Source organism: Pseudobutyrivibrio sp. JW11, assembly GCF_900115355.1.
GTDB lineage: Bacteria > Bacillota > Clostridia > Lachnospirales > Lachnospiraceae > Pseudobutyrivibrio > Pseudobutyrivibrio ruminis.
Window position 1 is genome coordinate 102,583 of the sequence record NZ_FOWB01000002.1, and the last position, 21,754, is coordinate 124,336.

General features: G+C 38.2%; 21 protein-coding genes and 1 other RNA gene. 19 read left to right on the plus strand and 3 right to left on the minus strand.

The features are described from left to right. The first annotated feature begins 58 nt into the window (after positions 1–58). From BM102_RS02695 to yajC, 10 genes are all read left to right on the plus strand, one after another. Positions 59–325 (plus strand): IreB family regulatory phosphoprotein, encoded by a 267-nt coding sequence (locus BM102_RS02695; protein WP_044934710.1) that lies wholly within the window; start codon positions 59–61, stop codon positions 323–325. Continuing rightward, positions 325–756 (plus strand): Holliday junction resolvase RuvX, encoded by a 432-nt coding sequence (gene ruvX / locus BM102_RS02700; RefSeq protein ID WP_044934709.1) that lies wholly within the window; start codon positions 325–327, stop codon positions 754–756. The genes BM102_RS02695 and ruvX overlap by 1 nt, the downstream gene beginning before the upstream one ends. Before the next feature lie 8 nt (positions 757–764). Further along, positions 765–1,028, plus strand: a complete 264-nt coding sequence (locus BM102_RS02705) for a DUF1292 domain-containing protein (protein WP_044934707.1) — start codon at positions 765–767, stop codon at positions 1,026–1,028. 25 nt (positions 1,029–1,053) lie between these two features. Then, entirely contained in the window at positions 1,054–2,730 is a 1,677-nt protein-coding gene (locus BM102_RS02710; RefSeq protein ID WP_044934705.1) for a ribonuclease J, read from the plus strand. 1 nt (position 2,731) lies between these two features. Then, a complete protein-coding gene (locus tag BM102_RS02715; RefSeq protein ID WP_044934702.1) occupies positions 2,732–3,379 on the plus strand; it encodes an O-methyltransferase in 648 nt (215 codons plus the stop codon). Beyond that, on the plus strand, positions 3,376–4,602 hold the full coding sequence (locus tag BM102_RS02720; protein ID WP_044934700.1) for a peptidase U32 family protein: 1,227 nt from the start codon (positions 3,376–3,378) through the stop codon (positions 4,600–4,602). The genes BM102_RS02715 and BM102_RS02720 overlap by 4 nt, the downstream gene beginning before the upstream one ends. A 21-nt stretch (positions 4,603–4,623) precedes the next feature. Continuing rightward, positions 4,624–5,679 carry a lactonase family protein gene (locus BM102_RS02725; protein WP_090478709.1) on the plus strand — a complete coding sequence of 352 codons (1,056 nt, stop codon included), beginning with the start codon at positions 4,624–4,626 and terminating at the stop codon, positions 5,677–5,679. Positions 5,680–5,739: 60 nt separating this feature from the next. Then, positions 5,740–6,834 (plus strand): chorismate synthase, encoded by a 1,095-nt coding sequence (gene aroC / locus BM102_RS02730; protein WP_044934697.1) that lies wholly within the window; start codon positions 5,740–5,742, stop codon positions 6,832–6,834. Further along, positions 6,831–7,967: a tRNA guanosine(34) transglycosylase Tgt gene (gene tgt, locus BM102_RS02735; RefSeq protein ID WP_074788997.1), complete on the plus strand. Its 1,137-nt coding sequence runs from the start codon at positions 6,831–6,833 to the stop codon at positions 7,965–7,967. Before aroC ends, tgt begins: the two co-directional genes overlap by 4 nt. 110 nt (positions 7,968–8,077) lie before the next feature. Then, complete coding sequence (yajC, locus tag BM102_RS02740; RefSeq protein ID WP_090393877.1) at positions 8,078–8,434, plus strand: preprotein translocase subunit YajC; 357 nt, start codon at positions 8,078–8,080, stop codon at positions 8,432–8,434. Positions 8,435–8,480: 46 nt separating this feature from the next. Here yajC and BM102_RS02745 read toward each other — a convergent pair whose 3' ends face one another. Further along, a complete protein-coding gene (locus tag BM102_RS02745; RefSeq protein WP_090478711.1) occupies positions 8,481–9,335 on the minus strand; it encodes a putative ABC transporter permease in 855 nt (284 codons plus the stop codon). A 167-nt stretch (positions 9,336–9,502) separates the two neighbouring features. Here BM102_RS02745 and secG point away from each other — a divergent pair, with 167 nt between their 5' ends. The 6 genes from secG to BM102_RS02775 all read left to right on the plus strand — a co-directional run bounded on the left by secG (position 9,503) and on the right by BM102_RS02775 (position 14,683). Next, positions 9,503–9,745 (plus strand): preprotein translocase subunit SecG, encoded by a 243-nt coding sequence (gene secG / locus BM102_RS02750; RefSeq protein WP_033154215.1) that lies wholly within the window; start codon positions 9,503–9,505, stop codon positions 9,743–9,745. Between the two features lie 54 nt (positions 9,746–9,799). Continuing rightward, positions 9,800–12,055 carry a ribonuclease R gene (gene rnr, locus BM102_RS02755; protein ID WP_090478714.1) on the plus strand — a complete coding sequence of 752 codons (2,256 nt, stop codon included), beginning with the start codon at positions 9,800–9,802 and terminating at the stop codon, positions 12,053–12,055. A 15-nt stretch (positions 12,056–12,070) separates the two neighbouring features. Further along, positions 12,071–12,538, plus strand: coding sequence for an SsrA-binding protein SmpB (gene smpB / locus BM102_RS02760; protein WP_033154213.1), 468 nt, complete (start codon positions 12,071–12,073; stop codon positions 12,536–12,538). Continuing rightward, positions 12,538–13,080, plus strand: a complete 543-nt coding sequence (locus tag BM102_RS02765) for a Maf family protein (RefSeq protein ID WP_044934687.1) — start codon at positions 12,538–12,540, stop codon at positions 13,078–13,080. Before smpB ends, BM102_RS02765 begins: the two co-directional genes overlap by 1 nt. 7 nt (positions 13,081–13,087) lie before the next feature. Further along, positions 13,088–13,429, plus strand: a transfer-messenger RNA (tmRNA) gene (gene ssrA, locus BM102_RS02770). A gap of 123 nt (positions 13,430–13,552) precedes the next feature. After that, positions 13,553–14,683: a D-alanyl-D-alanine carboxypeptidase family protein gene (locus BM102_RS02775; protein ID WP_090478717.1), complete on the plus strand. Its 1,131-nt coding sequence runs from the start codon at positions 13,553–13,555 to the stop codon at positions 14,681–14,683. Positions 14,684–14,694: 11 nt separating this feature from the next. On the opposite strand, the gene BM102_RS02780 is transcribed toward BM102_RS02775, so the two are convergent. Then, positions 14,695–15,342, minus strand: a complete 648-nt coding sequence (locus BM102_RS02780) for an HAD family hydrolase (protein WP_090478721.1) — start codon at positions 15,340–15,342, stop codon at positions 14,695–14,697. A gap of 132 nt (positions 15,343–15,474) precedes the next feature. Between BM102_RS02780 and BM102_RS02785 the strand changes: the two genes are divergently transcribed. Together BM102_RS02785 and BM102_RS02790 are read left to right on the plus strand one after the other, a co-directional pair. Then, positions 15,475–15,999, plus strand: a complete 525-nt coding sequence (locus tag BM102_RS02785) for a GNAT family N-acetyltransferase (protein WP_090478724.1) — start codon at positions 15,475–15,477, stop codon at positions 15,997–15,999. Positions 16,000–16,004: 5 nt separating this feature from the next. Next, a complete protein-coding gene (locus BM102_RS02790) occupies positions 16,005–17,003 on the plus strand; it encodes a glycoside hydrolase family 25 protein (RefSeq protein ID WP_090478727.1) in 999 nt (332 codons plus the stop codon). On the opposite strand, the gene BM102_RS02795 is transcribed toward BM102_RS02790, so the two are convergent. Then, a complete protein-coding gene (locus tag BM102_RS02795; protein WP_090478729.1) occupies positions 16,992–18,080 on the minus strand; it encodes a pyridoxal phosphate-dependent aminotransferase in 1,089 nt (362 codons plus the stop codon). The genes BM102_RS02790 and BM102_RS02795 overlap by 12 nt on opposite strands. 163 nt (positions 18,081–18,243) lie before the next feature. On the opposite strand from BM102_RS02795, the gene BM102_RS02800 reads away from it, so the two are divergent. Continuing rightward, a complete protein-coding gene (locus tag BM102_RS02800; RefSeq protein ID WP_090478732.1) occupies positions 18,244–21,753 on the plus strand; it encodes a DUF5717 family protein in 3,510 nt (1,169 codons plus the stop codon). Position 21,754: the final 1 nt, after the last annotated feature.

The window sequence follows — 21,754 nt, forward strand, 5'->3', positions numbered from 1 at the left end:
ATTAATATTATTGTAATAGATTTTTAGTGTGGGATATTTTTATTAATACGAGGTAGATATGGCAGATTTAAGTAACACACAATATTTTAAAGTTCAAAAAGAAAATCCTGTTGGGGTAAAAGAAGTTTTAGAACAGGTTTATGGAGCATTATCGGAAAAAGGCTACAATCCTGTTAACCAGATTGTAGGATATATCATGTCAGGTGATCCTACATATATCACAAGTCATAACAATGCACGAAGCCTTATTATGAAGGTAGAGCGTGATGAGCTTGTAGAGGAGCTACTCAAGGAATACATCATCAACGAGAGTTGGAGCAAGTAATGAGTGGCAGAATTCTTGGTCTAGATTATGGAACCAAAACAGTGGGGGTCGCGATTAGTGACCCCTTACTTTTGACTGCACAGGAATTAGAAACTATTACTCGTGATAGAGCTAGTAAACTACGTCATACTTTAGTTCGAATCAAAGAATTATGCGATGAATATCAAGTGTCTACAATCGTCCTTGGTTATCCTTTAAATATGGATGATACCGAAGGCTTTCGATGTGAAGACACTATCAAGTTCAAGGAACTTTTAGAAAAGCGTGTTGATATACCTATAGTCCTCATTGATGAGAGACTTACTACCATGTATGCAGACGAGATTCTTGAAGAATCTGGTGTTGATAAAAAAGACAGAAAGAAATTTATTGATCAAATTGCAGCTGCAATTATATTACAGGACTATCTCGACAATCATCGAGATAAATAAGGAGTTTTATGGAACAGATTATTTTATCAGGAGCTGACGGAGAAGATTTACCAGTATATGTTATCGAAGAGACACAGTTATCAGGTGTAAAATATCTTCTTGTATGCGACAGCCAGGATGAAAATGAAGACGCTGATGCATTTATTCTCAAAGAGGTATCAGAAGACAACGGTGAAGTTATTTACGATGTTGTTGAGGATGATGTTGAGTTTGATGCAGTAGCAAAATTATTTGAAGAATTAGTTGGCGACGATGCTGACATTGATTATTAATTGATTACAATTAGGAGGTTTATTTTTGAAGAAGAAAACTGAACAGAAGGCTGAAAGGCTAAAGATTATTCCACTTGGAGGTCTTGAGCAGATCGGCATGAATATTACTGCTTTCGAGTATGGAGACAGTATTATTGTTGTGGATTGCGGACTTTCATTTCCTGAGGATGATATGTTGGGCGTAGATCTGGTTATTCCAGATATAACATATCTGAAGGAGAACCAGGACAAGCTTAAAGGCTTTTTTATCACCCATGGTCACGAGGATCATATAGGTGCTATTCCTTATGTATTTAAGGATCTTAATGTTTGTCCTATTTATTCGACAAAGCTCACAAACGGCTTGATTGAACACAAGCTTGAGGAGCACAAAATGCTTACTAAGGTTAAGCGTAAGGTAGTTAAATATGGCACACATATCAACGCAGGTGAATTTAGAGTAGAGTTCATTCGTACAAATCATAGTATTCAGGATGCGGCTGCACTTGCGATTTATTCACCAGCTGGTATCGTTGTCCATACAGGCGATTTTAAGGTTGATTACACACCTGTTTATGGTGATCCAATCGATTTACAGCGTCTTGGTGAAATCGGTAAAAAGGGTGTACTTGCGCTTATGTGCGATTCTACAAATGCTGAGCGCCCTGGTTTTACTGCGTCTGAAAAGACTGTAGGAAAGACTATTGATTCAATCTTTGCTGATAATGATTCATCTAGAATTATTATTGCTACATTTGCATCAAATGTTGACCGTGTTCAGCAGATTATCAACTCTGCAGATAAATACGGACGTAAGGTATGTGTAGAAGGTCGCTCAATGGTTAACACTATTGAGACAGCTTCAAAGCTTGGATACCTACAGATTCCAGACAATACACTTATCGATATTGAGTCACTTAAGTCTTACCCAGATGAAAAGGTAGTCCTTGTTACTACAGGCTCTCAGGGTGAGTCTATGGCAGCGCTTTCTCGTATGGCTAATGGAACTCATAAAAAGGTCCAGATTAAGCCAGGAGATATGATTGTATTTTCTTCTCATCCAATTCCAGGAAATGAGAAGGCCGTTTCAAATGTAATTAACGATCTGACAATGCGTGGTGCAGAAATTGTTATGCAGGATGTACACGTATCAGGACATGCTTGTGCTGAGGAGATTAAGCTTATTTATTCTCTTGTACGTCCACAGTTTGCTATTCCTGTTCATGGTGAATACAAGCACCTTACAGCTCAGGCACGTATTGCAGAGTCTTTAGGATGGGATCATGACCATATCAAGATTATTCGTTCAGGCGATGTATTAGAGCTTGGTGACAATTATGCCAAGGTTTCAGGTCATGTTCACACTGGTGCTATCATGGTTGATGGTATCGGTGTTGGTGATGTTGGAAACATCGTTCTTAGAGATAGACAAAAGCTTGCTGAGGATGGAATTATTATCGTAGTTCTTACCCTTGACAGTGCTTCAGGTACAGTATTAGCTGGTCCTGATATTGTATCCCGTGGTTTCGTATATGTTAGAGATTCAGAAGATCTTATGGAAAGCGCTCGAGCAGTCCTTACAGAAACTATGGAAGTTCTTGAGGAGAAGAATATTACAGATTGGAATAAGATTAAGGCAGATATCAGGGACAATCTTTCTGATTTCGTATGGCATGAGACTCAGAGACGTCCTATGATTATTCCAATTATCATGGAAGTTTAAAATGATTGTAGACGAAAGATATACCACATACTTAAACAGTCTTTATCCTGAGCTAAGCCCGGTACTTTCAGAAATCAGGAAAGAGGCTTTGGATACTTATGTGCCCATTATTCGCACAGAGACAATAAATCTTTTACAGACACTTATAAAGCTTCACCAGCCTAAGAAGATTCTTGAGGTTGGTGCGGCTGTTGGCTTTTCAGCTTGCCTCATGGCAGAGACAGCTGGCGAGGATGCAGTCATCACCACAATAGAAAACTATGAGCCTCGCATTCCTATTGCAAACAACAATTTTGTTAGAGCAGGTAAGGATGGGCAAATAACTCTTTTAGAAGGTGATGCCATGGAGATTCTTCCTACATTGGAAGGACCATATGATTTTATTTTCATGGATGCAGCCAAAGGTCAGTACATTAATTTCTGGCCTCAGATCAAGCGTCTCATTAGAGATGGAGGAGTGGTTGTAACAGACAATGTCCTTCAGGATGGTGATATAATCGAATCCAGATATGCAATCACAAGACGTAATCGTACTATTCATAAACGTATGCGCGATTACTTATTTGAACTTACCCATGATGGAGAATTTAACACAACTATTTTGCCATTGGGGGATGGAGTTAGTATTAGTGTGAAAGGAACAAAATGAGAGAAACAGAATTACTAGTTCCAGCAAGCAGCCTTGAAGTACTTAAGGTTGCTGTAATATATGGAGCTGATGCAGTTTATATTGGTGGAGAAGTTTATGGACTTCGTGCTAAGGCTAAAAACTTTTCTAAAGAGGATATGATTGAGGGTATCAAGTTTGCTCACGAGCATGGTGTAAAGGTTTATGTCACATCAAATATCCTTGCTCACAACGAAGACCTCGAAGGCGTAAAAGAATATTTTAGAGAGCTTAATGAGATTAAGCCAGATGCTCTTATTATTGCAGACCCTGCAGTATTTATGTTGGCAAAGGAAATCTGCCCAGATATCGAGCGTCATATTAGTACTCAGGCTAACAACACAAATTACGGTACATACAAGTTCTGGTACGAGCTTGGCGCTAAGCGTGTTGTTTCAGCTAGAGAGCTCTCTCTTAAAGAAATCAAAGAAATCAGAGCAAATATTCCGGATGACTTAGAAATCGAGACATTTATTCACGGTGCCATGTGCATTTCATATTCTGGTAGATGTCTTCTTTCAAACTACTTTACAGGTAGAGATGCTAACCACGGCGAGTGCACACATCCATGTCGTTGGAAGTATGCAGTGGTTGAGGAGCAGCGTCCAGGAGAGTATCTCCCAGTATACGAAAATGAGCGTGGTACATACATTTTCAATTCAAAAGATTTGTGCATGATTGAGCATGTTCCTGATCTTTTAGATTCTGGTATCGATAGCTTTAAAATCGAAGGACGTATGAAGACAGCTCTTTATGTAGCAACTGTTGCACGTACATACCGCAAGGCTATTGATGACTGTAAGGAATCCGAAGAAAAATATCTTGCAAACCTTGATTGGTACAAGGAGCAGATTTCTGCATGTACTTATCGTCAGTTCACTACTGGATTCTTCTATGGCAAGCCATCTGAGGAATCACAGATATATGATAACAATACATATAATATAGGTTATACATACCTTGGTATTACAGGTAAGCTAAATTCAGAGGGATACTTTGAGATTGAGCAGCGTAATAAATTTTCAGTTGGTGAAACTATTGAAATTATGAAGCCAAATGGAGATAATATAGAGGTAGAAGTTCTTGGAATCAAAAACGAAGAGGGAGAAGATATGGAGTCATGTCCACATCCAAAGCAGAAGCTTTTCATTAAGCTTAGCGTTACTCCTGATGAGTTCGACATTTTAAGAAGAAAAGAAGCATAAGTTAGTTACGAGGAGAATATAATGGCAGAGAGCAAATATGTGGCTTATGTGGGAACCTATACACATGAGACTAGCGTTGGTATTTATGTTTATGATGTTGATCCTGACACAGGAAAGATGGTTGAACAGAGCGTAGCTCCTATCAACAATCCATCAGACATCATTAATTCAAAGGATAACAAATATCTTTATTCTATTGCAGATGAAGGTGTTGCTTCCTTCAAGATTCTTGAAAATGGTGATCTTGAAAAGATGAACCAGGAATGGGTTGGCGGTATGAGAGGTTGTAACCTTTGCGTTGACTCACAGAACAGATATCTTTTTGTAGCAGGTTATCATGATGGCCGTGTTACAATGATGAAACTCAACGAGGATGGAAGCATAGGCGGTATTGCTGATGGTATTTTCCATCAGGGAATTGGTAAATCAGTAGCAGATCGTCCTTTGTATCCACATTGCACATGTGTCGAACTTACTCCAGATGAGAGATTCCTTTGTGCTGTAGAAAATGGTCTTCATCAGATTAAGATTTACGAAGTAGACTATGAAATGGGCAAGCTTCATCTTGTTGATATTGTTCGTTGCGCAATGGGTTCTGCTCCACTTAAAATGAAGTTTTCTCCAGATGGAAAATATGCATATGTAATTACTGAAATGTCTAATGAGATTTTAGTTTACGATTATCATATTATCGAGGGCCATCCTGATTTTGAAAATATCCAGACAGTATCACTTCTTGTTGGTGTTGATGAGGAAATCAGTACAGGAACAAACATTAAGTTTGGCGAGGATGACAAGTTCGTATATGCTAGTGTTGATGGATTAAATGCTATCTGCATGTATGAACGTGATGCTAGATCAGGAAAGATTAAGTATTTCTCACACAGTTTCATCAGTGGAGATTATCCAAAGAGCTTTGCTGTTTTGCCTAAGGATAAGTATTATGTTTCATTGAATCATGATACAAATGAAATTCGAAGCTTTACTATTGATAAGAAGACAGGACATTCATTAATGCAGAATGCACCTATCAAAATTGCTAAGCCTAATAGTATTGTTGTTGTTAAGATAAAATAAATTATCGTATGTATTATCTAAGGGCTGCAAGGCGCAGCCCTTTTTTCATAGGAGGAGAATATGGCAGGGTCTACATTTGGCAATAGAATTTCAGTGACAACTTGGGGAGAATCACATGGCAAGGCACTTGGCGTTGTTATAGATGGTTTTCCTGCTGGCTTAAAGCTTTCAGAAGAAGATATTCAACCATATCTTGATAGAAGAAAGCCTGGACAGTCTAAGTATACGACTGCTAGAGCAGAAGGTGATGAGGTTGTTATTCTTTCTGGTGTGTTTGAGGGTGTCACTACTGGTACACCAATATCTTTGATGATCGAAAACAAGGATCAACATTCAAAGGATTATGGAAATATTGCCACTACTTTTAGGCCTGGCCATGCTGATTACGGCTTCATTGAAAAGTTTGGGCTTAGAGACTACCGCGGTGGTGGTCGTTCATCAGGAAGAGAAACTATTGGCCGTGTAGCAGCTGGTGCTATTTGCGCCAAGCTTTTAAATGAGGTTGGAATTACCGTTTGCGCCTATACTAAGTCTATTGGCGACATTAAAATCTATGATTTTGATTTATCTGAAAGAGATAACAATCCGCTTTGCATGCCAGATGCAGTGGCTGCTAAAAAGGCAGAAGAATACCTGGAAGCTTGTATGCTTAACAAGGATAGCGCTGGTGGAGTAATCGAATGTCTTATTACTGGAGTTCCAGCAGGCATAGGTGATCCAGTTTTTGAAAAGCTTGATGCAAAATTAGCTCAGGCTCTTGTATCTGTTGGTTCTGTAAAAGGCGTTGAAATTGGAGATGGCTTTGCTGCTTCAAAGACTCTAGGCAGCATTAATAATGACAATTTCAGAATGGATAACGGGGTTGTTACAAAGCTTACTAATCACAGTGGTGGTATCCTGGGCGGCATCTCTGATGGAGATGATATTATTGTCCGATGTGCTATTAAGCCAACTCCATCTATTGCGCAAGTACAGGCTACTGTTAATGAAAAGCATGAAGACGTAGATATTGAAATCCACGGTAGACATGATCCTGTGATTGTTCCTCGTGCTGTAGTTGTGGTAGAGGCTATGTGTGCTATTACAATTTGTGATGCGTTGCTTTCACATATGACAGATAGAGTAGATTATATTAAGGAGTTTTATAAGAATTGAAATACGAATTGTTAAAAACAGAAGGTCGAGCTAAAAGAGGTCGATTCCATACTGTTCACGGTGTTATCGAAACACCTGTATTCATGAATGTTGGTACAGTTGCTGCAATCAAGGGTGCTGTATCTACAGACGATTTAAGAGATATCAAATGCCAGGTGGAGCTTTCAAACACCTATCATTTGCATGTTCGTACGGGAGATAAGCTTATTAAGGAGCTTGGTGGTCTTCATAAGTTTATGGCATGGGATAGACCAATCCTTACAGATTCAGGTGGGTTCCAGGTGTTCTCACTTGCCGGTATTCGTAAAATCAAGGAAGAAGGTGTAACCTTCAATTCCCACATAGATGGTCGTAAAATCTTTATGGGTCCAGAAGAATCAATGCAGATTCAGTCAAACCTTGGCTCTACAATTGCTATGGCCTTTGATGAGTGCCCACCAGCACTTGCAGAACGTAAATACGTAGAAGATTCTGTGGCTCGTACTACAAGATGGCTTCATCGTTGCAAGGAAGAGATGGCTCGTCTTAATTCTTTGCCGGATACAATTAATAAAGAGCAGTTGCTCTTTGGTATCAATCAGGGAGCAATTTATAACGACATCAGAATCGAGCATGCCAAGGCTATTTCAGAGCTTGATTTACCAGGATATGCAGTAGGTGGTCTTGCTGTTGGTGAGAGCCATGAACAGATGTATGATGTTCTTGATCACGTAGTACCATATCTCCCTCAGAACAAGCCTACATATTTGATGGGTGTTGGTACACCTGCAAATATTTTAGAGGCCGTTGACAGAGGTGTTGATTTCTTTGATTGTGTATATCCTAGCCGTAATGGTCGTCATGGTCATGTATATACAAACCATGGTAAGCTTAATCTTTTCAATCAGAAGTTTGAAAAGGATATGAGACCTATCGAAGAAGGCTGTGGTTGTCCTGCTTGCAAGACTTACTCAAGAGCTTACATTCGTCATTTGCTTAAAGCAAAGGAAATGCTTGGAATGAGACTTTGTGTTCTTCACAATCTATACTTCTACAACACAATGATGGAAGAAATCAGAAATGCTTTAGATGCAGGAGAATTTGCTACTTATAAGAAAAACAAGCTTGCTTCAATGGAAGCAGGAGAACAGTAATTCTTAAAAATATATTAAATGGTATAATTTTCTTGCGAATATAGTATTCTTTATGTAAAATAAATTTCAGTGACTGGCCCATAGGGCCAACGATTAGGAGGAATAATTTAATGAACAGTTCAGTTTTATTAACTGCAGCTAATAGCTCAATCAGCTTAATTATTTGGGTAGTAGTTCTTTTTGTATTCATGTACTTTTTCATGATTCGTCCACAGCAGAAGGAGCAGAAGGAAAAGACAGCTATGATGTCTACACTTGCTGTAGGTGATACAGTTCTTACTACAAGCGGTTTTTATGGTGTTGTTATTGCAATTCCTGATGACACAACTGTTATCGTAGAGTTCGGAAGCAACAAGAACTGCCGTATTCCAATGCAGAAGGTAGCTATCGCTCAGATTGAAAAGCCTGAGGATGCTGTTAAGGCTTCAAAGGAAGACGAAAAAGATAAAAAAGAAAAGACTAAATAATTTATTTAGACTAAAATAGCCACCCATATGGGTGGCTTTATTTTTATTATTTTTTTCTATGTCGTAAGTATTCTGAACCTTTGTTTAATAATGATTTTGTAGATGCTACTGGGTGAGTGAATTTGGCAATGTGTCTGAACTGGCCACGCTGAGTTTCGGTAGCATTCATAATCCATTGCTTAACCGCCTCGCTGGACAATTGTTCTTTTATTTCTTCGAGTTTTTCGGCAGTCATTTCACGTTTTACAAAAGCAGCTTCTTTACGCTCGTTTGCTTTTTCTATTCTAGCAAGTTTTGCATCGGCCAGATTTGTTGTAAGTGCTTCCACTTTTTCTGCCATTTGACTATTTATCTGATCATTAATACGTTCGAATTCCTTAGCAAATGTTGTGAGAGCAGAAACTGTTAATGCCATGTCCATTCCAAATAGAAACATAAATATTAGTGCTAGTAATTCTATGACTATCTGAGGGATGATAACAATAATGCTTACGATTGGCGGAACAATAAACTGTGTTACTATTATTCCTGCGATTCCGAAACAGCATGTAAAAATAAGGCAAACTCGTCCATTTATATTTAGTGGTAAATCACTGTAATCCCACCATCTTGCGTGAAATCTTTTTTCTAAGATATATGATGTACCATATTCTAGAAAGAAAGAGCCGACGGCACATCCTAAGAATATTGTTAAATATGAAGGACTCTTACTATGTACGAAAGGCAAATCTACAAAAATAATCTGGGCTAGCGTAGCACCGACTCCGTAAAGTGGGATACAAGGACCATATAAAAAGCCTCGATTTTCCCAAGCTTTTTCGTGTATAGTACAATAACACGTCTCGTAAATCCACCCGATAAAACTATAAATAATAAATAAAACAAAATACCTACTTAACATAACTTATTCTCCTTTGCGTTAAGTAATAGTATAGTTGTTTTGGGGACAAAATAAAAGGACACAGATTTGCTGAATTTGCTTGAAATCAAATATACCCTATGATATACTTCAAATGTTGCGAAAGGTCGCAATTTTAGTTTTTAAATATTAGCTATTCGGGAGGCATTATGCAAACATTAAAGATAGTTCTTATATTTTTATTAATTGCTATTTGTGTGGCACTTACAGTTATCATTCTTTTCCAGGAAGGAAAGCAGAATGGCCTTGGTTCATTATCAGGTCAGCAGTTTGATTCATACTGGAGCCGTAATAAGGGACGTTCGCGTGAAGGCTTATTAGTTAAGCTTACAACAGTTTGCGTTATCTTATTCTTCGTGCTTTCAGCAGTATTGAATATTGGTAGCTTTTAAGAAAGATTTTATTTTGCCACCCTTTTAGGGTGGCATTTGTTGTTTAGGAGGTTTATGAGAGAGTTCGATAAACAAAAGCATTTTCTGATGGATGTATTTAAAAGTCAGGCTTATGTTCCAATGAAAAAGAAGGAGCTTGAAATTCTTCTTGATGTTGAGAAGGATAAAAGAAGTGAGTTTGCGCAGGTTCTACAAGAGCTTGTTGACGAGGGACAGGTAGAAATTACAAAGCGTGGCAAATATCAGATTGCTGAAAACAGACCTAAATTCATAAAGCTAAAAGATCATAAATCAAAGAAACCTTCAAAAGCAGAAGTAGCTGCTAAGAAGCAGTCTCTTAATCAGGTTGCAAAGAATGCAAATCGTCCAAAGAATGAGAATCTTGAGCCTGATATTATTGGCAGATTTATATCTCATAAAGATGGATATGGTTTTATTGAGGTTGAGGGAAGCGACGAAGACTATTTTGTTAGCAGAGATAACACGGCTTTTGCTATGCAGGATGATACAGTAGCAGCTGTTCTTACCTTTGGTGCTCCTGGTAAACGACAGGAAGCTCGTGTTATTCGCATTATTGCTCACGGTTTTTCAGATGTTGTGGGCACTTATGAAAAAAGCAATGGATTTGGCTTTGTAGTTGCTGATAGCAACAAATTAGATAGAGATATTTTCATTCCTGCTGGCAAGGATATGGGAGCTGTTACTGGTCATAAGGTAGTTTGCCATATTGATGACTATGGCGATGATTCTCATAAGCCTGAGGGTGTCATTACTGAAATCATTGGTCATAAGAATGATCCTGGAGTAGATATTTTATCTATTGTCAGAGGCTTTGGTATCGATCCTGAGTTCCCAGATAAGGTTTTAAAACAGGCTACTAATGTTGCTAAGCCTGTTTCTGAAGCAGATAGAGCTGGACGAAATGACATTAGAGATTTGACAGTCATCACAATTGACGGTGAGGATACTAAGGATATCGATGATGGTGTTTCCCTTGAAATGGATGGGGAAAATTTCGTTCTTGGAGTTCATATTGCTGATGTTACAAATTACGTGCAGGAATCATCAGCACTTGATGTGGAAGCGCTTAAGCGAGGAACTTCAGTTTATCTTGCTGATAGAGTTATTCCAATGCTTCCACATACCCTTTCAAATGGCATGTGTTCTTTGAATGAGGGAGAGGATAGATTGGCCCTTTCTTGCATCATGACATTCAATCCAAAGGGTGAGCTTATTGATCACAATATTTGCGAGTCGGTAATAAACAGCAATCATCGTATGACATATACTGATGTATTTGCTATTATGACTGGTGATGAGGTTAAACGTAGTGAATACGTTGACGTTGCTGAGATGATTGATCAAATGTATAAGCTATCCAAGATTCTTCGTGCAAAGCGTAAGAAGAGAGGAGCTATAGATTTTGATTTCCCAGAGACTCATATAGTAATCGATGAGTCAGGAAAGGTTGTAGGTCTGGCACCATATGAGCGCAATGATGCTCACAAACTAATAGAAGATTTTATGTTGGCTGCAAATGAAACTGTTGCAGAGCACTTCAATCTCATGGAATCTCCATTTGTATATCGTGTTCATGGAGCTCCAGACCCAGAGAAAATCCAGTCATTAAGCCGTTTCTTAGGTGCTTGTGGTTATACACTTAAAGGAAATAAGGACAGCATTCATCCAAAGGAAATTCAAAAGATGTTAGAATCTTTGGCTGGTCATGAGGACGAGGCTGTCATTACAAAGATGACTCTCAGAAGTATGCAACAGGCAAGATACGACACAGAGTGCAAGGGACATTTTGGTTTGGCTGCACAGTACTATTGTCACTTTACATCACCAATTCGTAGATATCCTGATTTACAGATTCATCGTATTATAAAGGATCATTTACGAGGAAGGATGAACGATAGAAAGATTTCTCATTATGAATCACTTCTTCCACAGGTAGCTCTTGAAACAAGCAAGCTTGAGCGTAGAGCTGAGGAATGTGAGAGAGAAGTTGATAAACTGAAAATGGTTCAGTTTATGAAGAATTTTATTGGCCAGGAATTTACTGGAAATATTTCTTCAGTCACAGGATGGGGAATGTACGTTGAGCTTGAAAATACAGTTGAAGGTTTGGTTCACGTATCGACATTGTATGATGATCATTATGATTTTATCGAAGAGAATCTTACACTTGTTGGCGAGCGAACAGGTCGTACCTTTAAATTAGGTCAGCCTGTTACAGTAATACTGGATTCTGTAGATGAGCAAGCTCGTACTATTGACTTTATCCTTACCGAATTTCAGCGTTTTTAATTGGAGCTAAAGATTATGAATAAAGAAGGCAGAAAACTAATTGCAAATAATAAAAAAGCTTATCATGAGTACTTTCTCGAGGAAGAATACGAGGCAGGAATAGAGCTTCACGGAACTGAGGTCAAATCTATGCGACTTGGTCAATGTTCCATAAAGGAGGCTTTTGTGCGTATTGATAATGGCGAGATGTTTATTTATCAGATGCACGTAAATCCTTATGAAAAGGGTAACATTTTCAATAGAGACCCACTTCGTCCTCGTAAGCTTTTACTTCACAAGTCAGAGATTAATCACTTGCTTAGCAAAATCAAGGAAAATGGTTATACTATCGTTCCTATTGAGGTTTATCTTAATAATGGCCTTGTAAAGGTAAAGGTTGCCTTGGCTAAGGGTAAGAAGCTATACGATAAGCGTGCTGATATTCAGAAGAAGGATATGAAGCGCGAAGCGGAAAGAGACTTTAAGATAAGGAATTTAGGCTAATGAAGATTATACTTGCATCAAACTCACCACGAAGAAAAGAACTTTTACAGCAGGTCGGTATCGATTTTGAAGTGCAGGCTGCCAATGTAGAAGAAGTAACAGACAAAACTAAGCCAGATGAAGTCGTTATGGACTTAAGCCTGCTTAAGGCAAAAGCTATCGCTGATAAGAATCCTGGCAGGGTCGTTCTGGCTGCAGATACAGTTGTTGCATACGATGGCAAGATACTTGGAAAGCCCAAAGATGAAAAAGATGCATTTTTAATGCTTTCGCGCTTGTCAGGAAATACTCATCAGGTGTATACTGGAGTGGCTATCGTTGACGAGACAGGAAATATCAATACATTCGCAGAATGTACTGAAGTTGTTATGTATGAGAACAGTCCTGAATTGATTAAGAAATACATCGCTACAGGTGAGCCAATGGATAAGGCTGGCGCCTATGGTATTCAGGGCAAAGGTGCTGTTTTAGTTAAGGAGATTAAAGGTGATTACAATAACGTTGTTGGTTTACCTTTGGCTAAAGTTTATAGGTCGCTGTAAACTGTAAGGGCTAGTAATGGTTTCGACAGGGGTCATGCAGCGGAAGAAGCGAGTCCCACGGTAATGGGTTAAATGGCCAAACTTAAAATTAAACGCTGAAGATAATTTAGCATACGCTGCCTAGTTGCGGCAGTCTGACCTAGGGCACCTACACCTTAGGACCCAGACTTCGACTCTGTAGGAAACGACGCTATCAAAGCTTTGCGATAGTGGGCGTATCATGAAGCTACTAAAGCACATATCTTGTTTGTAAGAGCTGTGTGGAGGGAATGTAAAATTACAAACTACACTCGTAGAAGGGCCGGGAATTGGCTTTTGGACACGGGTTCGACTCCCGTCTAGTCCACTTTTTTAAGTCTCATTTCACATTGTGAAATGGGACTTTCGTTATATTTAACAGAAATTACGTTCTAAATTGTCGGGGCTCCTTTCGGATGTTAGAATTAAATCATAAAGGGTGGAGAGTAATATTATGGCAAAATCTACACGACACATGACAAACGAGGAGCGTAGAGCTTATCGTAAAAGAAGAAAACTTATACGAAGAATCCAGGTTTATTCTGAGCTTGGAGCAATTTCTTTAGCCATCGTTATTATCGGTGGTCTAATTGTTTCCCATATAAAAGGTACTGATGATACTATGCGAGTTGCTGCAGAGGAAAGTGTTTCTGAGTCTGCTTCTGAGTCTGAAGAGGAGGAAACTACTGGCCTTAAGGTGACAACAGGTGCTTCTACAGAATCTAGCCAGGATACTACAGAGACTGAATCAGAAGAAACAAGTAGTTCTTCTGGCGTATACTCGGCATCAGAAACAGAGTCAACTATTTCTATTGGTGGAGATGTGGTCAGCGAATATGCTATTTTAATAAACAATGACACAAAGGAAATAGTTGGTACTAGAAACTCCTATGAAAAGATTGTTCCAGCATCTATGACAAAGGTTATGACTGTGCTTGTGGCAGCAAACAATCTAACAGAAGAGCAGCTAAATGAAACTGTTACCATGTCCCACGAGGCTATTGATTATTCATATGCAGGTGGTGGTTCTACTTCTGGTTTTGTTGAGGATGAAGAGGTTACTGTAAAGGATTTGTTCTATGGAACGATTCTTCCTTCAGGTGGCGATGCTGCGGCTCAGCTGGCTATGTATGTAGCAGGAGATGTAGATAGCTTTGTTACTATGATGAATGAAGAGGTTTCAGCATTAGGACTTACTGGTACACATTTTACTAATCCAGTTGGATTCCATAGTGATGAGCATTATAGTACTCCATATGATATGTCAATTATTATGATGGCGGCATTGGACAATGAGTTATGCAAAGAGGTTCTTACCACTAAGGTTTATAATTCTACAGCTACAAATGTTAATCCTGAGGGAATTACAATATCTAATTGGTTTTTGCGTAGAATTGAGGATAAGGATATTGGAGGCACTATTGAGGGTGCTAAGACAGGATATGTTGATGAATCTGGAAACTGTGCTGTCAGCTCTATGATAGCTGATGATGGAACTGAATACATATGCTGTACAGCAAAGTCTTCAAGCTCTTGGAGATGCATTTATGATCACGTAGATATATATAAGGCCTACACGCAGTAGGCCTTTTCTTTTTATAGATATTCTTTGATTTTGTTGATTGAATCGATAAATGCGACAGGTGAAAATTCCTTTAAATCTTCCATATCGCGGAATCCATATGTACATAAGATATAATCGAGCCCTGAGTTAATTGCAGTGGCAGCATCTACATCAGAATCACCAACATATAAAACTGACGATTTATCTTTTATATCTAATGCTTCAAGAGCTAGATTGATTGGCTCTGGATCAGGCTTTCTTTTGTGACTTCCATCATCACCGATGACAATATTAATATATGGCTTAAAGAAATCATCTAGTAATGAGTTGCTGGCTGTTTGCCCCTTGTTGGTAACGATTGCCATTTTGATACCCATTTCATATAGTTCTTTAGTAGTTTCTAGGATGCCATCATATGGCTTTGTTTTTACACGGTTGTGACTGTTGTAGTAATCTACAAAGTCAGCGAAAAACTGGTCGAATTTATCGTATTTTTCGCCATCAGGTAATGCTCTTACAACCAACATTCTAAGTCCGTTTCCAACGAATCGTCTGACGTTTTCAATTGGGTGAGTTGGCAATCCGTATTCTGTAAGTGTATGATTAATGGAATCAGTTAAATCCTCAAGTGTGTACAAAAGTGTACCATCTAAATCAAATAGTATTGTGTCGTATTTCATTGTATTAACCTTTTCTTTCTAGTTTCTTCTAATTGTTATATAGCTATTATAGGTATTTGTAAAGGAAAAATATTGAATTATTAGTATGCCTTTGTTATGATTTTTTTACCGGCTAATTTAGGAGGACATGCAATGGAATTTTATATCAGAGAGGCTGAAATTGCCGATGCCGCTGCCATTTGCGACATCTACGGATACTATGTTACAAATACTTTTGTTACTTTCACAGAGGTAAACGGCTCGGTTGAGGATTATCAGAAGTCCATTATTGAAACAAAGAAGGATTATCCTTACATCGTTGCCTGCGATTCTGAAGGTAAAGTGATTGGTATGGCATACGGTGGTAGAGTTCGTCATCATGATGCATATAAATATTCAGTGGAGACTACTATATATACGGCACCAGATGTTCCTAAGCAATCTGGAATAGGAAAGGCCTTATATGGTGAGCTTCAGAAGCGTCTTTCTGATATGGGATATAAATTCATGTACGGAGTTATTACAGATGACAATGAGCCTAGCATCAAGTTCCACCAGGCTTTGGGATTTGAGGAGGTAGGTCATTTTACAGATATAGGTTACAAATTCGGAGAATGGAAAGGGATTGTGTGGTATAGAAAACAAATCGGTGATTTGAATGATATGCCTAGCAAATAGTGGTTATGAAAAGAGCGCTTAGATATATATTGGTATCTACATTATCAATATTTTTTACTTTAATTGCAGTCGGCATTATTTACATAGTTGCTGATACACATAGCAGAATACAGGTTCAAGAAGGTGAGACTTATTCCAGTGCTCAGGTTGAGGAGCTTGTAGACGAGGCAAAGGCTGAGGGCCAGAAAAGTGTTCTTGATTCTATCAAAGAATCACTTGAAGAAGGAAACACAATTATTTCTGTTTTGAAGTCGCTATACCCTGAATATATTGTTGTTGCAGCAAATTCCAAATACAACTTTGTCCCAATTAATGATTCACTTCCTAAGAATTCATTCGATATTAATAATCTTCAGGAAGATGAAAATGGCATTTATTCATATGTAGTGGACGGACAGGTTGTTTCTAGAAAAGGAATAGATGTTTCTTCTCATCAGGGGGATATCGATTGGGAGGCAGTTGCTGCAGATGGTGTTGAGTTTGTATTTGTCAGAGCTGTCTACAGAGGATATGGCACAGGCAAAATCGTTGTAGATGAAAAATGTATCGAAAACATCGAAGGCGCCCAAGCAGCAGGCCTTGATGTTGGAGTTTATGTGTTTTCGCAGGCTATTTCCCAGGCGGAAGTATTAGAGGAAGCATCCACTGTTCTTAATCTTTTAGATGGATATACACTTCAGCTTCCAATTGTATTTGACGTAGAAAAGGTAAGCGACAGCGAGGCTAGAACAAATAGCCTTACAGTAGAAGATAGAACAGCGCTTACTATTACATTTTTAGAGGCTGTCCAGAATGCAGGATATGATTCAATGATTTATCATAATACTGAAATGGGAGCGATGCTTTTAGATTTTACTCAGCTTACTGATTACAAGAAATGGTTTGCTGGTTATAACAAAGAGTTTTACTGGCCATATGAGTTTGACATATGGCAGTACTCTGAAACTGGTAGTGTAAATGGAATAAATGGAAATGTCGATTTAGATATTTGGCTAGCCCAATAAAAGGCTAGCCAATTTTGTATTATCTTCTGGATTCATAAAGCAAATTCTAATGTATTTTTCGCCAAGATAAGGGAATGTAGAACAATCTCTGATCATGAGACCCTGACGAATACATCTGTCAAATAAATCCCCACTTGTAATGCCGTCTTCTAATATTTTTAAAAGCATGAAATTGCCCTGTGGCTTATATGGCTTGAAACGGCTACTTTCATCAAACAGCTTGAACAAGCGGTCTCTTTCTGATTTTATTAAATCTCTTGTTTCTTGAATGTAATCCTCATCAGTAAACATTAGAGTGCCAGCTATTACAGCGATTGAATTAATTGACCATGGATCTTTACGCTGGTTCATAATCTGCATTAAATCAGAATTAGAACAAATAGCATAGCCTAATCGAAGACCAGGGGCTGCAAAGAACTTTGAAGTTCCTCTCAGTATTGCGATGTTTGTATAGGTTCTGGTAAGGCTGACTGCAGATATTTCTTTTACATTTTCTGCAAATTCCACGTATGTTTCATCTACCATTACAAAAATATCGCTTTCCTTGCAGGCATCAAGAATAAGACGCATGTCATGGACGTTAATTGCAGTACCGGTAGGGTTGTTTGGATTACAAATAATAAGCATATCGATATCTTCTGATAACTTGCTTATAAAATGAGCTGGATCAAGTACGAAATCATTTTCTTCACGAAGAGGATAGTAGATAGTCTTGCCTCCGCATAAAGCGATTTCGCGTTCGTATTCTGAGTATGTTGGTCCCAAAATAAGAGCCTTTTTAGGCTGCTGAATATTGATGAAAAGGGAAATCAGCTCTGTTGAACCATTTCCTACAATTATGTTTTCAACCTCTGTAGAGCAGTAGTTTGCAATGCACTGACGAAGCTGTACGTAATCTCTGTCAGGGTATGTTGTAATGCAATCGATTTGCTCCTTGATTCCTTCTCTTAATTTAGGAGAAATCCCAAGTGGATTAACATTAGCAGAGAAGCTAATGATGTTTTCTTTTTTAATTCCGTAGATTTGTTCAATTTTTTCTAAATCACTTCCATGGAAGTGGTCTTTGTGTTTAATCATGCCTATCACCTCGTTTTTTATATAGTAGCACCACGTTTAACAAATATCCATCTTTTTGTTTCTATTTCGTTTGAAAACACAACATGTTGTGCTATAATTTGAAAAGAATATGCTAGGATTAGTGGGTGTATACCTAATCCTTGGAATGTAGAGGAAGAATGTTTTGAGAAAAAGAATCTATCGAATATCAGAGGATAAATTCGATGACTTAAAACCAAATATAGAATTTGAAAGAGAACAGATAGAAGAGACATGCTATGTGGGCGATACATTTACTGGCAGTTTCTTCTTTAAGAGTCTTAACAACGTTAAAATTAGGGGCGTAGTCTATTGTACAAATCCATACGTGCAGGTTAGCGACCCTTGGTTTGACAAGGAAAACGTTCGTATCGAATATAAAGTGGACGATTTCAATTACAAATCAGGAGAGGCTCTTTCAGGTGAGTTCATTATTGTAGCGGTAGGAATTGAAAAGCACATTCCTTTTACCATTACATACGCTACTCGACCTTTAATCACTTCTGTTGGGGAAATTCATGATTTAAAGGCTTTTGCAGAGCTTGCTCAAAATCATTTCAGCGAAGCTGTTTCTGTGTTCTATTCAGACCGATTCGCTGAGTTCATTTCTGATTTAGATAAACGCACCAGATTATTATATCGTGGCTTCAAAGCAGCTCCGATTGCTGCTGTTAATGTAGACGAATTCCTTGTTTCTACAGGACTAAAGCCAAAGATGTCCTTTGATGTGCAGGAGAGATGTGACAAATACTACGAGGTTAATGAAAACATTCGTGGTGAAATAGAAATTGTTCGTTCTACGTGGGGCTACATCGATGTTAAAGTTTCATGCGATGCTGATTTTGTGTCAGTTGAAAAAGAACATATTACATCTGACTTTTTCCTTGGCTCTATCTTCAATATGAATTATTACATTCACAAAGATAGAATGCACGAAGGCCTCAACTACGCCAAGATTTCATTTGATTACAGAGGCATTCATAAGGAAATCACTATTATCGCATCATCCTTAAAAGAGGATGCCACTTTAGATTCTGAAAAGCATAAGAAGGATATGCAGATTCTTAAGGCTTGTCGTCTCTACGAAGACTTTAGACTTCGCAAAATCACTACAGGCCAGTGGTGTCAGGAAACACTTTCTGTATTAGATTCCATTTCAGAAGAGGACGAAGAAGACAATTTTACTCTTTTGATGAGAGCGTTGGTTTATGTTACAAACAATCAAAAGCAAGAAGCTCTTTGGATTATTCAAGATTTAAAGCGAACTATCGAAGATAAAAGCAGCACACAGTGGGCTTTTCTTCTGTATATTTGCACCCTCATCGAAAGGGAAGAATCATACGTGGATAGGCTTACTGGCAACATAGAGTCTATTTATCTTGAGCATCCTGATGATGTTAGGCTTTTCTGGTTTTTGATGTTCCTGAGAAAGGAATACATAAAGAATCCTACTGCAAAGCTCAGGGATATTTCAGACTGGGTATCAAGAGGATTTGATTCGCCTCTTCTTTACATTGAGGCTTACTATATTTTTGTCCAGGATCCATATTTAATATCATCCTTTGACGAACTTACAATTAAAGTCCTTAATTGGGCGAGAAAGAAAAATGCAATTTCAAAAGATATTGCTATTCAGATGATTCATGTTATTGAATCTGAGAGGACCTACAATCCTAAAGCGCTTCCTATTATCGAAGCCTGCTATGAAATCTATCCTGATTTACAGTTTTTGCTTGCCATTGTTACCTATCTTTTAAAGGCAAACTACATCGAAGAAAAATTCTTCAAGTGGTTTAAAATGGCTATCGAAGCAAACCTTCATGTATCTGGTATTTTTGAGGCATATATGGAAGCTATGCCTACCTATTCTGTAGATAGGTTCCCACAGCTTCTTACTATGTTCTTTAAATACAACAACGATCTTTCTTATGAAAAGAAAGCACTTCTTTATGCCAATATTATTTTGCACAGGGCAGAAGATAGTGATACCTATGATCATTATGAATCAGCTATAGAAACCTTTGCACTTGAGCAGCTAAAACTTGGTCGTTTGGATGACAATCTTGCTGTATGTTATCAGCGTCTCATGGAGCTTGGGATTTTTGATAAAGAGGTTGCAAAGCTTGTTTCAGAGCTGGCATTCAAAAAGAAGCTGGCCGTTATCAACCCGGATATACGTAGAATTTTCTTATATCAGGATGAGTTCAAAACACCTGTGATTGCTAATGTTTCAGATCATAAAGCTTATGTTAACTACATAGGCAGCGAAGGTGTTTTCTTCCTTGAGGATAATGATGGTTATCTTTTTGTAGATGATGAAGCATACTTTAAGGAAGACGTTATAGATGCTACTGCATATTTCAATACCCTTAAGGAATTGGCGCCACAGAGCATGGCTTTCGTTCTTATGGATTTAAACAATCTGGAAGATTCAGAAAGCATCAAAATGTTACTGGATTCTAAGCAGATTTCTTTGGATTATTTGCGTAGCATGTATCCAAAGATTATCAAGGTACTTCGTAAAAACGAAGAGGATGCTTTGATAGAGCGTCATTTTATGCATGAGGCAGATCTGAAATCTCTTAGAGCAGAGGTGATTGCTGATGTTCTTGAGGTGTTTGTCAGCCGTAGCAAATACGAGGAAGCCTACTACATGCTTCAGCACACAAACGGTTCTCAGCTAAGGCCAGAGGTTGCCACAAAGCTGTGTCAGTTTATGATAAATCAGGATTCTGAAAAAACAGATGATTTCCTTATCCTGATGACTGCTCATTTGGTACAAAAGGGATTTGTACATGGAGATATGATTAAGTATCTCATCAAATTCTACGTTGGTCCAACAGACGTCATGATGCTGATTTACAACAACGCTTATGAACGCGGTGAAGATGTTGTGGAATTCTCTGAAAGAATTCTTACACAGGTTCTGTATAGGGATTTCCTTTGCGATGGCATAATGGAAGTCTTTGATTCATATGTTGCTAGAAAGAACAACAAAATGATTGTCGAGGCTTTCCTTACATACGAAGCGCATAGTTATTTGTCTGAGCACCAGGAAGTGCCAGGAGAGATTTTCTCACATATTTACAATAGATATAAAAAGGGCCTTACAGTTAACGAAAGTATGCGAATCGCTCTTCTTAAGTATCTTTGTCTACAGAAAGACCTAGATGAAGATGATATGAGCATGTTGGATATGCTTTTGGCGGATGCCATTTTGCGTAACCAGTATTTTGGATTCTTTGTTAATTGTAATGAGAAACTAAAAATTAAATATCACTTGTATGACAAGCATTTCATAGAAATTGCTACTGATAAAAGAAAATCTGTCGTTATCACATACTCTATCAACGGTCAGGAGCCTCTTGAGGAGGATATGATTGAAATGTACGACGGATTGTATGTAAAGCAGTTTATCCTGTTTTATGGTGACGAGCTTAGATACGAAATCTATTGTGATGAGCTTTCAGAAGATCCTTTAAAGAGCGACACAATAGTTATGAGTGAAGAGCCTGATGTTAAGAATGGCCGATTCGCTCTAATGAATAGTATCAGCCGCCACAACCTATACGAGGAAGCAGGAGAGCTTGCTGCTGACCTTAAGACTTATCAGGGCTTGGATGCTGTTACAAGAGATTTATTTACTATTATTTAAT

Bases quoted from the DNA above. Each gene is read 5' to 3' on its own strand.
- BM102_RS02775 (WP_090478717.1), top strand. From the start codon at position 13,553: ATGGCAAAATCTACACGACACATGACAAACGAGGAGCGTAGAGCTTAT.
- BM102_RS02745 (WP_090478711.1), bottom strand. From the start codon at position 9,335: ATGTTAAGTAGGTATTTTGTTTTATTTATTATTTATAGTTTTATCGGG.
- BM102_RS02720 (WP_044934700.1), top strand. From the start codon at position 3,376: ATGAGAGAAACAGAATTACTAGTTCCAGCAAGCAGCCTTGAAGTACTT.
- BM102_RS02790 (WP_090478727.1), top strand. From the start codon at position 16,005: ATGAAAAGAGCGCTTAGATATATATTGGTATCTACATTATCAATATTT.
- aroC (WP_044934697.1), top strand. From the start codon at position 5,740: ATGGCAGGGTCTACATTTGGCAATAGAATTTCAGTGACAACTTGGGGA.
- BM102_RS02780 (WP_090478721.1), bottom strand. From the start codon at position 15,342: ATGAAATACGACACAATACTATTTGATTTAGATGGTACACTTTTGTAC.
- BM102_RS02785 (WP_090478724.1), top strand. From the start codon at position 15,475: ATGGAATTTTATATCAGAGAGGCTGAAATTGCCGATGCCGCTGCCATT.
- smpB (WP_033154213.1), top strand. From the start codon at position 12,071: ATGAATAAAGAAGGCAGAAAACTAATTGCAAATAATAAAAAAGCTTAT.
- rnr (WP_090478714.1), top strand. From the start codon at position 9,800: ATGAGAGAGTTCGATAAACAAAAGCATTTTCTGATGGATGTATTTAAA.
- BM102_RS02725 (WP_090478709.1), top strand. From the start codon at position 4,624: ATGGCAGAGAGCAAATATGTGGCTTATGTGGGAACCTATACACATGAG.
- ruvX (WP_044934709.1), top strand. From the start codon at position 325: ATGAGTGGCAGAATTCTTGGTCTAGATTATGGAACCAAAACAGTGGGG.
- BM102_RS02795 (WP_090478729.1), bottom strand. From the start codon at position 18,080: ATGATTAAACACAAAGACCACTTCCATGGAAGTGATTTAGAAAAAATT.
- yajC (WP_090393877.1), top strand. From the start codon at position 8,078: ATGAACAGTTCAGTTTTATTAACTGCAGCTAATAGCTCAATCAGCTTA.
- BM102_RS02705 (WP_044934707.1), top strand. From the start codon at position 765: ATGGAACAGATTATTTTATCAGGAGCTGACGGAGAAGATTTACCAGTA.
- BM102_RS02695 (WP_044934710.1), top strand. From the start codon at position 59: ATGGCAGATTTAAGTAACACACAATATTTTAAAGTTCAAAAAGAAAAT.
- BM102_RS02765 (WP_044934687.1), top strand. From the start codon at position 12,538: ATGAAGATTATACTTGCATCAAACTCACCACGAAGAAAAGAACTTTTA.
- secG (WP_033154215.1), top strand. From the start codon at position 9,503: ATGCAAACATTAAAGATAGTTCTTATATTTTTATTAATTGCTATTTGT.
- BM102_RS02715 (WP_044934702.1), top strand. From the start codon at position 2,732: ATGATTGTAGACGAAAGATATACCACATACTTAAACAGTCTTTATCCT.